Source organism: Dactylosporangium sp. NPDC051087 (genome assembly GCF_055586325.1).
In genome coordinates this window covers 263,832-274,494 of record NZ_JBVJIJ010000014.1, presented here as the reverse complement: position 1 = coordinate 274,494, position 10,663 = coordinate 263,832, and the positions used below count along the sequence as shown (strand labels likewise).

8 protein-coding genes and 2 pseudogenes are annotated in these 10,663 nt (G+C 72.1%); 7 read left to right on the top strand and 3 right to left on the bottom strand.

All coding sequences use genetic code 11. The features are described from left to right. Window positions 1–429 precede the first annotated feature (429 nt). The 7 genes and pseudogenes from ACZ6TV_RS27160 to ACZ6TV_RS27130 all read left to right on the top strand — a co-directional run bounded on the left by ACZ6TV_RS27160 (window position 430) and on the right by ACZ6TV_RS27130 (window position 6,504). Window positions 430–1,215: pseudogene (locus ACZ6TV_RS27160) on the top strand (IS5 family transposase). 186 nt (window positions 1,216–1,401) lie between these two features. Beyond that, window positions 1,402–2,440 (top strand): annotated as a pseudogene (locus ACZ6TV_RS27155) (IS110 family transposase). Window positions 2,441–2,776: 336 nt separating this feature from the next. Then, window positions 2,777–3,376, top strand: a complete 600-nt coding sequence (locus tag ACZ6TV_RS27150) for a helix-turn-helix transcriptional regulator (protein WP_465300084.1) — start codon at window positions 2,777–2,779, stop codon at window positions 3,374–3,376. 22 nt (window positions 3,377–3,398) lie between these two features. Then, window positions 3,399–4,022, top strand: coding sequence for a maleylpyruvate isomerase family mycothiol-dependent enzyme (locus ACZ6TV_RS27145; protein ID WP_465300083.1), 624 nt, complete (start codon window positions 3,399–3,401; stop codon window positions 4,020–4,022). 93 nt (window positions 4,023–4,115) lie between these two features. Continuing rightward, the gene (locus ACZ6TV_RS27140; RefSeq protein WP_465300082.1) at window positions 4,116–5,498 is read left to right on the top strand and encodes a hypothetical protein; all 1,383 of its coding nucleotides are present in this window, start codon (window positions 4,116–4,118) and stop codon (window positions 5,496–5,498) included. 6 nt (window positions 5,499–5,504) lie between these two features. Further along, window positions 5,505–6,050 (top strand): hypothetical protein, encoded by a 546-nt coding sequence (locus ACZ6TV_RS27135; protein WP_465300081.1) that lies wholly within the window; start codon window positions 5,505–5,507, stop codon window positions 6,048–6,050. A 10-nt stretch (window positions 6,051–6,060) separates the two neighbouring features. Next, window positions 6,061–6,504: a DUF5990 family protein gene (locus ACZ6TV_RS27130; RefSeq protein ID WP_465300080.1), complete on the top strand. Its 444-nt coding sequence runs from the start codon at window positions 6,061–6,063 to the stop codon at window positions 6,502–6,504. On the opposite strand, the gene ACZ6TV_RS27125 is transcribed toward ACZ6TV_RS27130, so the two are convergent. From ACZ6TV_RS27125 to ACZ6TV_RS27115, 3 genes are read right to left on the bottom strand one after another with little or no spacing between them, the layout of a single operon-like run. Further along, window positions 6,485–7,318, bottom strand: coding sequence for a DUF2316 family protein (locus ACZ6TV_RS27125; protein WP_465300079.1), 834 nt, complete (start codon window positions 7,316–7,318; stop codon window positions 6,485–6,487). The two genes, ACZ6TV_RS27130 and ACZ6TV_RS27125, sit on opposite strands and share 20 nt — an antisense overlap. 11 nt (window positions 7,319–7,329) lie before the next feature. After that, complete coding sequence (locus tag ACZ6TV_RS27120) at window positions 7,330–7,761, bottom strand: MarR family winged helix-turn-helix transcriptional regulator (RefSeq protein ID WP_465300078.1); 432 nt, start codon at window positions 7,759–7,761, stop codon at window positions 7,330–7,332. 33 nt (window positions 7,762–7,794) lie between these two features. After that, entirely contained in the window at window positions 7,795–10,497 is a 2,703-nt protein-coding gene (locus ACZ6TV_RS27115; RefSeq protein ID WP_465300077.1) for a beta-L-arabinofuranosidase domain-containing protein, read from the bottom strand. Window positions 10,498–10,663 lie beyond the last annotated feature (166 nt).

Genomic DNA, 10,663 nt, shown 5'->3' with positions numbered 1-10,663 from the left:
ACGGCCCCGTCCACGCGCCCCGTCCACGCGCCCCGTCCACGCGCCCCGTCCACGCGCCCCGTCCACGCGCCCCGTCCACGCGCCCCGTCCACGCGCCCCGTCCACGCGCCCGGCCCACGCGCCCAGCCCCGCACGCCGAGGCGCTACCGGGCTCTTTGCCGGCAGGCCGTCTCCCCCGGTCCCGTCGACGCTCCACCTTCGACCGCCTCCTCCCGCCCGGTCTGGTTCCACAACAGCTGACCACCGGCTCGCCCATCGCCCGCCAGTCCAAACTCCGCTACGACCGCCGCGGCGACAGCCCCCGGTTACCTTTTCATCGTCCCCAGCCGGGACTGCCCGGTCGCTCGGGCTGGTATGACTTAGAGGTCAGGTCAGAATGAGCTGGCGTGTCGGATTGCCTGAGCGGGCAAGGTGCTCGATGCTCGGGCGGTGTCTGACGCGGTGCTCACGGATGAGCTGTGGTCGCGGTTGGAGCCGCTGATCCCGGTGCGGCAGCGGCGGTTCCGGTATCCCGGCCGTGCGCGGACGTCGGACCGGGCGGTGTTGGAAGGGATCCTCTTCGCTGCTCGGACCGGTGTGTCTTGGAACGCGTTGCCGACGGCGGCGTTCGGCGCGTCGGGTGCCACCTGCTGGCGGCGGTTGAAGGAGTGGCACGAGGCCGGCGTCTGGCAACAGTTGCACGAACTGATCCTGGCCGAACTGCGTGCTGCCGGTCGGCTGGACCTTTCCGCGGCGATCGTCGACTCGTCGCATCTGCGAGCGCTCAAAGGGGGGACCTCACCGGTCCCAGCCCGGTCGACCGGGGCAAGCTGGGCAGCAAACACCACGTGATCACCGACGCCGCCGGTATCCCCTTGGCAGTGATCCTGACCGGCGGCAACCGCAACGACATCACCCAACTGCTGCCACTGCTCGACGCCGTCCCGCCCGTACGCGGCGCGCCGGCCACGGCGCATCTACGCCGACCGCGGCTACGACTTCGACAAGTACCGCCGGCTGCTCCGCGCCCGCGGCGTGACCCCGCACATCGCCCGCCGCAACACCGCCCACGGCTCCGGCCTCGGCACACACCGCTGGCCCGTCGAACGCACCATCGCCTGGCTGCACGCGTTCAAGAAACTCAGACTACGAACCGAACGCCGAGCCGACATCCACCAAGCACTCATCAGCCTGGCCTGCTCAGTCATCTGCCTCCGCCAGCTCACTCTGAACTGACCTCTTACTGCCCCTGTCGTATGCATGATCCGGGGGTGTTGTCGCCGGGCCGGGTGGCGCCGGCGGACCGCTGACAGGGACACGACCACCCAGTGGTGCTGGGGTAGGCCCCTTCGTAACGCGGCTGCCGGCAGTCGACGCCAGACTGGCGACCGAGTCGGTGGGCTGCTGTCACGAGGAGGCGATGTGCACGGCGACCACCAGGTGTTCCCCGGTCTCGATGTCGGCAAGGACGGCCATCACGCCGTCGCTTCGAACGTCGACGGGAAACGGCTGCACGATGCCGCGCTGGTCCAACACCGAAGCCCGACTGCGGCAGGTGTTCGACAAACTCGCCCGTCACGGGCGGCTTCTCGTGGTCGTCGACCGGCCCGCCTCGATCGAAGCGTTGCCGGTCGCGGTCGCCCGGGCCCGCGGTCACGAGGTCGCATACCTGCCCGGCCCGGCGATGCGCCGGATCGCTGATCTGCATCCGGGTGCGGCGAAGACCGACGCCCGTGACGCCCACGTCATCGCGGACGCCGCCCGCACCCTGCCCCACCCGCTGCGCCGGGTTGACGTCGGCGCACGAAACCCTCGCCGGGCTGGACGTTCCGGTCGGTTTCGACGACGACCTCGCGGGCGAAACCCACCCGTGTCTCCAACCGCATCCGCGGATTGCTCACCCAGACCCACCCCGCGCCCGAACGTGTCCCCGGGCCGCGAGTGCAGCACAGAGCTGTCCTGGAACTGCTGTCGCGTTGCGGCGGGCCGACCGGTCCGCGCGAAGCAGGCCGTTCCAAGCTTCTGTAGATCGCCTCGAAGAACGCACCTCGCCCGGGCGAGCGCCTCGTCGAGCAGATCATGACCGCCTTGGACGAGCAGACCGTGACCGTTCCCGGCACGAGCGCGGCGGAGAGGATCCTGCCCCGACTGGCCGCCGGCCTCCGCGACGTCCTGCTGCAGCGTGACCAGGTCGCCGGGTGCACCCACCCGAAGGCGGCGACAAACAGCTGAACGCGCGTTCTTCCTCGCCGCGTTCGAGTCCCTGGCCCACCCGCCCTCACGGGCCCGCTACGAACGCAAACGCGCTCAAGGCAAACGCCACAACGCCGCCCTCACCTGCCTCGCCCGCCGCCGCTGCGACGTCCGCCGAGGCCGACCCGCCCACCGGCTCACGGCTCGCCCCGGCTCCGCCACAGACCGCGCAAATGCGGCAGGTCCCGGCGACGCGGCGGATCGCTGAGGTCAAGGGGCCGTCAAGGGGCCCCGCCTTCCACAGAGCCGCAGCCTGCCCACGAATACCTCCCGCCGCAAAGAGGTTCTGAGACCGTCTTCACCAAGTCACCCGCCCTGAGCCGCGTAGGATCACCCATCGACGGCCGGTAATCTCTGATCCGGCCGAGCCGGGAGCGATGCCGACCCCCTTCCCCGCGCTCGCCATCGTGGGTTTCGCGGCGGGACACTGCGCTACACCGTCGGCGGCGCTGAGGAGACGTACGGCCCGGGCGAGACCGCCTACCCCGTGCCGCCCGGGCGCGACTGGGCGGTCCGCCTCTGTGACGTGGACTCCGACGTCCTCATGATCGACGAGGCGTTGCTCGGCGAGACGGCGGGCGTCGAGGGCGATGTCCGGCTACTTTCGACCCGTCCCCATTCCACGGCGGCGGCGGCGGCGCGGTTGTGGCGGGCCTCGGACTTTGTCGCTTCCGTCGTCGCCGACCTTCCCGAGGCCGGGTCGAACTCACTTGTCCTCGCCGCGTCGGCTCGACTGATCGCCGCACACGTGCTGACCGCTTTCCCGAACACGGCCGTCGTCGACCCCACGATCGAGGACCGGCACGACGGCCATCCCGACACGCTGCGCCGGGCCATAGCCTTCATCGAGGCCCACCCCGACCGGGACCTGACTTTGAATCACATCGCCGACGCCGCTTTCGTGACACCCCGAGCGGTGCAACCCGCCTTCCGCCGGCACCTGGACACGACGCCGCTGTCCCACCTGCGCCGGGTGCGGCTCGACCACGTACGCGCCGAGCTGCTCGCCGCTTCGCCTCCGGACAGGACGACCGTCACCGCTGCCGCCACACGATGGGGCTTCGCCGACGCCAGCCGGTTCACCCGCTGCTACCGCGAAGCATTCGGCGAACTGCCGAGTCAAACCCTCCGGCGGCACCAGTAGGAGAGGGCAGTACAGTCGAGCGATGACGATCGATGATCGCCTGACCACGCTCGACGCGCTCTGGGCGGTCTGGGCCGGGCACGGGCGGGCGATGACTGACGAGGAGTGGCAGCGGCCGACCCGGCTCGGGGACTGGGACGTGCGGAGCCTGTACGCGCATGCCGGGTCGTGGCCCTACATGCTTTCGATCCTGGTCGGCCGGGTCCGGGACACCGAACCGACGCATGTCACGGCCGCCGCGCTGCTGCAGGACTTCAACGCCCCCGGTGGGGTCGCCCACAGCGGGCGGGACAACGTCGCGGCCGGCGCCCGCGAGGACGCGGCCAGGTACGGCACGGCGCAGATGGTCGAGCAGTTCGCCGGCACGGGACCGCGGGCGATCGCCACCGCGCGGCAGCTCGGGCCCGTGGTCGTCGACTACTTCGGGCGGGCGTCGCTGCGCCTCGACGAGGCCGTCAGCATCGGCATCGTGGAGGCGACCGTACACCTGCTCGACCTGCGACGCGCGCTGGGCCTGCCGCCGGACGTGCCCGTCGAAGGTCTGACGCACAGCGCGGCGGTCATCGTCCAGATGGCGCCGCCGGTCGACTTCATCGAAGCGGCGACCGGCCGGAGCACGACCGACCTGTTCCCGCTGCTGTCCTGAGCAAGCGGGGGAAAATCGGCGGACGAAGGATGGCGGCCGGTCCATACTTGCCCGGGTGCGTGGCCTGTCGCGACGTCGGGGGTGGGGGTTGCGGTGATCCCGAGGATGGACACCAGCTACTACCCGCAACGGACGCGGCAGATGGCGACGCCCGTACAGCGGGATCATGAGCCGGGGCTGTTCACCAGGCTGATGGCGCCGATGCGCAGGATGGCGCTGGTGATCGACGCGGACACGGTCGGCTCGCCGGGTGGCGGGTCGGTCGCGGGTGCGGTGTTGTCCACGCTGCTGGACCATCCGTATCTGGACTGCTACGTCTTCGACGACCGGGACGCGGAGGCGCGGGGCAGGCAGCTGCACGAGTGGCTGGTCGTGCCGCACGGGGGCGGGGAGGTGGACCCGGCGCTCGACCTGGACTCCGGGTATGCCAGGCAGCACGAGCACCCCGATGCGAAGATCTCGACCGTGGCCGCGGCCGCCGGGGCCGACATCGTCGTGACCGAGCGCGAGCATCTGTTCGAGGCGCGGCTGTGGACCATGGAGTCCCCGTGCCGGTGGGCGATGGATCCTCAGTGTTTCCGGCCGCGGCAGGCGGTCGCGCTGATCGGCCTGTATCTGCGCGCCCAGGGGCACCACCAGGTCTGGGAGCCGCTGGAGTCGCTCCCGGAGAGCCTGGACCGGAAGCGGTTCTACGCCGGCGGCGCGCGGGCGCTGGTGCCCGCGGCGTTCCGGTGGCTCGACCTGCACGGGGACCGCCACGAGGCGACGTCGTCCGTCACGCAGCGGGTCGAGCTGTCGTTGTGGCAGCGCGACGTGATGCATCAGGCGTTGCAGCAGTCGGGCGACTTCTACGCGTTCAACGCGGCGTGTCTCGCGTTCGATCATTGTCTGCTGCTCATGATGGGCGCGCTGGACGCCGCGGCGCTGGTGGTGCACTCGGCGTTGCGGGTGGGGTGTCACGAGCGGCTGGCCGCGTGGCAGAACAAGGACTGGATCACCCATCTCAAGGCGCGGCACGCGGACCTGGCGGCGCTGGTCGCCCCGGGCACGCCGGGACGGCACCTGCTCGAGGTCCTCAGAGCGTTGCGTAACACGGTGCACAAGGCGTCGCTCGCCAGCACCGCCCTCGGGGAGCTGCGTTCCTACGGCCGCCTCCGGCCGCTCCTGCCGCTGCCCGCCGACCCGGTCTTCACGACCTCCCTGGCAGCACTGGGCGAGGCGGAGGACTGGGGTGTCACGACGGCGGCGTACATGGACCCGGGCGTGTTCCTCGACCGGCTGTTCGTGCTGCAGACCGGGCTCCTCGACGACCTCATGGCCGCGCTGCTGCGGGAGGCCCGCGACAGGGCGGCGGCCGGGGAGAGCGGATGGGATCCGACCGGCACGGTCGGGGGCGGGAGCTTCGGGCCGTCGCCGGAGTACCTGCTCTGTCTCCTGGGACTCGACATCACCCGCGGCGGACGTATGGAAGGTTGAGGCGGAATGACCGGAGTGTCAGCGCGGCAGCGGATGATCGACGACCTCGTCGCGGAGGTGTTCGGAGAACACGGCGAGCGGGAAGGCGGGGATCCGGATGTCGCGGTCGTCGCCGGCTGGATGCGGGAGCTGCCCGAGGAGCCCACCGGCGAGCAGGCCGAGGCCTGGACGGAGCTCGGCGACCTCGTCGCCGACGAGGGCTTCCGCGGGAAGCTGCGCGCGATGGCGAGGAGCGGCAGCGGGGAAAGCCTGGAGTTCGGGCTGAACGTCCGGCCGCTCGTCCTCGCGCACGCCGGGCCCGCCGTCGCGCGGGGCGTCGCACCGGGGTCGGCGGCGGAGCAGGCGGTGCTCGACCTGATCGTGCCGCCGGACCTGGGCGGGGACGAGGCCGCCGCGTTCGTGGCGTGGCTCGAGATGGTGGCCGATGCCCGGGTCGAGCGGTTCTGGCAGCTGCTCGCCCAGCTCAACGGCGCCGACCCCGGTCCCGCCACGGTGCCCGCCTTCGCGTGGGTGCTGGCCGCCATGCGTACACGGGAAGCCGCCGGCGAATAGAGTCACCGTCGTGCGGATCCGGATCGAGGGCAGCGACCTGCCAGGACGGCGCGGCGGGGCGGCGGCCGACGCGCTGCGGCTCGGCGACGTGCAGGTCGGCGTGCAGCGCAAGGCCGAGGTGGTCGACCGGGTGCGGGCCGACGCGGCGGAGGCCGTGTGGCACCTCGAGGTGACCAGCCGCGAGGTCGACGGGCTGCTCGACGTCGGCGGCCCGTGGGTCCACGGCCGTCCCGGTGCCAGGTTCCTCTACCTGAGCTGGGGCGCGGTGACCGGCGAGGAGTTCGCGATGTTCCGCCGGGCGAAGCTGCTGTTCGGCGACGTCCCGGGCGACCTGCTCCGCGCCGCCCACGACGGCGCCGGGGTGCTGGTCGCCCGGCTCGGCCTGACCGACGCCGCCGGCGGCCCCCGGTGCGCCCGGGTCCGCCCGCCGGCGATCACCTGGTCGGTGGAGTGACCGGGCGCGGTCCGGCGCTCGCGGTGTAGGCGGCCCGGGCGAGCTTGACCGCGTCGCGGGTCGCGCCGGGCGCCGCGCCATCGACGTTGAGCGGCGGGCCGAGCTCGGTGATGAGCGCCGGCTCGATCGTCGACGGCGAGGGATGCGTGATCCACGTGAGCGTCAGGTGCTCGTGCATCCAGGTGGTGAGCCGCTGCTCGTCGGCGGGCACCAGCACGACGCGGTCGGTCCAGGTCGTCGTGTACCCCTCGGTGGCCAGCAACAGGCCCGCGAGGGTCCGGCGCAGCGTGGACGTGCCGGAGCGGCGCAGGTGGTTGCCGGCGACCCTGGTGCGCAGCCGGTCCGCCTTGCCCAGATACAGCAGGCGCTGCGCCGGGTCGGCAAGGTTCGCGGGGCCGGGAAACGCCGCCAGGACCGTGGGCGGCGCCCACCAGGCGTAGAGGCCCGCCGAGCGGGGCAGCACAGCGACCGCGTCGCCGAGCCGCAGCGGCGCGACAAAAAGACGGGCGCCGGGCGTCACGGCGGGGAGCGGGCGCAGCCGGAACCAGCGGGCGGCGGCGGTGCGGGCCTCCTCGGTCAGCACGCTGAACGGCACGGGGGTCCCGCCACCGGCGACGACCTCGCGTGCCAGGTGGTCGCGGAGCAGCCACACGTCGGCGGGGTCGGCGCCGGGGCGGAGGTGCAGCAGGTCGTCGAAGCCTGCGGCGGTGAGGCCGAGGTCCGCGGCCAGGACCTCGGCCGGCAGGCCGGTCAGCCGGAGGTTCGCCTGCAGCTCGGCCCGGGTCCGGGCCTTCTCCTCGGTGTCGAGCGACATCTGGGCTCTCCTCACGAAGCGAGGGCGGCGGCGCGGTCGCGCAGGGTGGCGAACGCCGACGCCAGGGTGGCGCGCTCCGACGGGGTCAGGTCCGCGAAGAGCTGGGCGAGGACCTCGTGCCGGGTCGCCGTGGCGAGGGCGTCGGCCCGCTCGCCCGCCGGGGTGAGCCGCACCAGGCGGGCGCGCCGGTCCCGCGGGTCGCCGGTGCGCCGGGCCAGGCCGTCCCGCTCGAGGCCGTCGACCAGCTCGGTGACCGTGCGCGGCGCGACGTCCAGCGCCACCGCCAGCTCGCTCTGCCGGGCCGGTCCGCCGGCCAGGGCACCGAGCACCCGCTTGCGGGCGATGGACACGCCGTGCTCCTGCAACCGCGTGTCCAGCGCCCGCCTGATCTGCGTGACGCAGCCGAGCATGCGCTCGGCCAGCTCGATGTCGTCGGCCCCCACGACAACAACACTACCCCCTCATAATGAGGGCCCTCACAAAAGCCGCCACAGGTGGTCGGCGGTGCCGTTGTCGTCCCACTGCAGGCAGGCGGCGCCGGCCTCGACGCTCGCGGACGAGACCCCCAGGACCAGGTTGCTGTTGAGGTTGAGCAGCCGGAACTGGTCGCCGTTGCCGGTCATCAGCAGCCGCCACAGATGGTCACGGGTGCCGTTGTCGTTCCACTGCAGGACGGCCGCACCCCGCACCGTGGCGGCGTCCCGGACCCCGAGGACCTTGCCGCTGCCCTGGTTGCGGATGCGGAACGCCCCCTCGACGTCGGGCTCGAACGTCCACCCGTGGTCGGCGGTGCCCGAGTCGTGCCACTGCAGCGCGGCCGCGCCGTCCGCGCCGCTGGCGCCCTGCACCCCGAGGACGAGGGTGCTGTTGACGTTCCACAGCCGCACCCAGCCGTCGGGGACGATCTGCCACAGATGGTCGTCGGCGCCGGTGTCGCCCCACTGGACCAGCGTCGCGCCGCGGGCCGACGAACCGCCGTCGACGCCGAGGACCTTGCCGCTGTTGCGGTTGACGAGCTTGACCCAGCCGCCGCCGGCGTCGACGATCTTCCAGTCGTGGTCGGCGGTACCGCTGTCGGCCCACTGCACGACCGCACCACCGTCCGATGTGGACATTCCGGTGACGCCGAGGACCTTGCCGCTGTTGCGGTTGCGGATGCGCACGAACCCGGCCGACGGCACGAGCTCCCACCGGTGGTCGGCGGTGCCGCTGTCGGTCCACTGCAGCGCCGGCGCGCCGTCCGTGACCGCCATGTCCTGGACGCCGACGACCAGACCGCTGCGGCGGTTGCGGAGCCGCACGTACGCGGACCGGGTCGGGTTCGTCCAGTAGACGGTGCCGTGCTGGTTGTGGGTGTCGAAATACGGCCGCAGCGTGACCGCGGCACCGTCGGCCCGGGCGGTGAACGTCAGCGCGGTGCCCGTGGGCGCGATCGACGCCGGGTCGAGCGCCGGCAGGTGCTGCAGGACCTGCGGGCTGGGCGCCGGCGGCGAGCCCGGGTTCGGGCCCTGGCTGAACGCGCCGTACTGCCCGGCGAGCAGCACCGGCCCGTAGCTGACCGACTGCACCGCCGGGTCGTCGGGCGTGGAGGTGAGCGCGAGCGCCATCGGCAGCGTGACGACGACGGTGTCCCCGGAGAACCAGTTGCGGGTGAGCGTCGCGTACGCGCCCGGGGTGGCCGGTTGCGGCACACCGTTCACCGCCAGGGTCGCGCCGGCCGCCCACGACGGGATGCGGATCCGGACGGTGGCGTTGCCGGCGCCGCCGATCGTGAGCGTGCTCGTGCCGGCCGCCGGGTAGCTCGTGGACTGGGTGACGGTGAGCCCGGTCGCGGCCCAGGTCAGCACCGACGGGATGAACAGGTTGACGTAGAGCGTCCGGCCGTTGGCGAAGTAGATGGAGTCGTTGAACTTCGCGTACGTCTCCAGGCTGGAGCCGGTGTCGCACCAGAACGTGCCGTAGTCGTCGTCGTAGACCTTCGCCGCGCCCGGCCGCAGGTCCAGGTAGTACGTGACCCGGCCGTGCGCGCTCGTCGGGTCCTGCTGGGGCAGGATCTCGTTGTAGAGCGCCCGCTCGTAGAAGTCCATGTAGTCGGCGCGGGACGGGTTGAGGAAGAACAGCTCGCGGGTGAGTTTCAGCAGGTTGTACACGTTGCAGACCTCGCACGAGGCGCGCGACAGCCGGTTGGAGATCTGGTCGGGCCCGTGGAAGATCTCGCCGTCGCTGTTGCCGCCGGTCGCGTACGTGTGGTGCTGCACGACGATGTCCCAGAAGTTGCGGGCGATGTCGTAGTACCGGGCGGTGCCGGTCGCCTCGTACTCCTTGACCGCCCCCATCAGCTTCGCCAGCTGCGTGTTGGCGTGCAGCCCGGCGAGCTGGTCGACGTTCGCCGCGAGGGGGTCGTAGATGCGGGCGTGGTCGAAGCGCTGGGCGACGGCGAGCCAGCGGGCGTTGCCGGTCAGCTGGTACAGGTTGGCGAGGACCTCGTTCATCCCGCCGAACTCGGTGTTGAGGTCGCTCTGCATCTTGGCGTAGCTGCGCTGCCCGGTCCACTGGTCGACCCAGCCGGCGAGGGCGAGCAGCACGGTGAGGGCCTGGTCGACGCCGACGAGCCGGTAGGCGTCCAGCAGCCCGGCCATGACCTTGTGCGTGGTGTAGAAGACGACGAAGAACTCGCCGTTCTCCATCCTGGTGAAGTAGCTCTCGGGAAAGCCGGCGAGGTACCCGTTGGCGGCCTGACACTTGGCGAGCTCGGCGACCAGGTAGGTGATGTTCCCGCGCAGCTGCGCGTCCCCGGTCGCGGCGACGGCGAGCGACGCGCCCGACAGGTAGTGCCCGGCCATGTGCCCGCGCCAGCTCCAGGTGGGGCTCTCCCAGCCCCCGCAGGGCGCGGCGCCGAGCGTGGAGAGCCCGGTGGTGGCCCGGTAGTTGTAGAGCAGCCGGTCCATGTTCAGGAACCGCAGGTACGCGAGGCGCCGGTTCTGCGCGTCCAGGAACCGGCTCGGGGTCAGCCGGACGGCACCGGCGGGGAACGGGTAGAGCTGGACACCGAAGTCGGGCCGGACGTTGGCGACCGGCGGGGTCGCCGCGTGCGCCGCGCCGGGCGGCAGCAGGCCGGCCAGGGCGGCACCGGTGGCGGTCCCGGCGGTGAGGTGGAGCAGGTGACGACGACTGATCATGGAACGCACTCCCGTTGGCGGACGATGTGAGCGCTAACACGATGCACGCTCGCCGAGAACGTCGACTCCTGTCAATGGTTTTCGGAAACGTGGCGAGCCCGCGCACCGGCCACGAACGGCGAGGCCCAGGGGACCGCCAGCGTCCCCTGGGCCTCATCCATCCGCC

Coding starts and splice junctions, on each gene's coding strand:
- ACZ6TV_RS27150 (WP_465300084.1), top strand. CDS start 2,777: ATGATCGACGAGGCGTTGCTCGGCGAGACGGCGGGCGTCGAGGGCGAT.
- ACZ6TV_RS27145 (WP_465300083.1), top strand. CDS start 3,399: ATGACGATCGATGATCGCCTGACCACGCTCGACGCGCTCTGGGCGGTC.
- ACZ6TV_RS27135 (WP_465300081.1), top strand. CDS start 5,505: ATGACCGGAGTGTCAGCGCGGCAGCGGATGATCGACGACCTCGTCGCG.
- ACZ6TV_RS27125 (WP_465300079.1), bottom strand. CDS start 7,318: ATGTCGCTCGACACCGAGGAGAAGGCCCGGACCCGGGCCGAGCTGCAG.
- ACZ6TV_RS27115 (WP_465300077.1), bottom strand. CDS start 10,497: ATGATCAGTCGTCGTCACCTGCTCCACCTCACCGCCGGGACCGCCACC.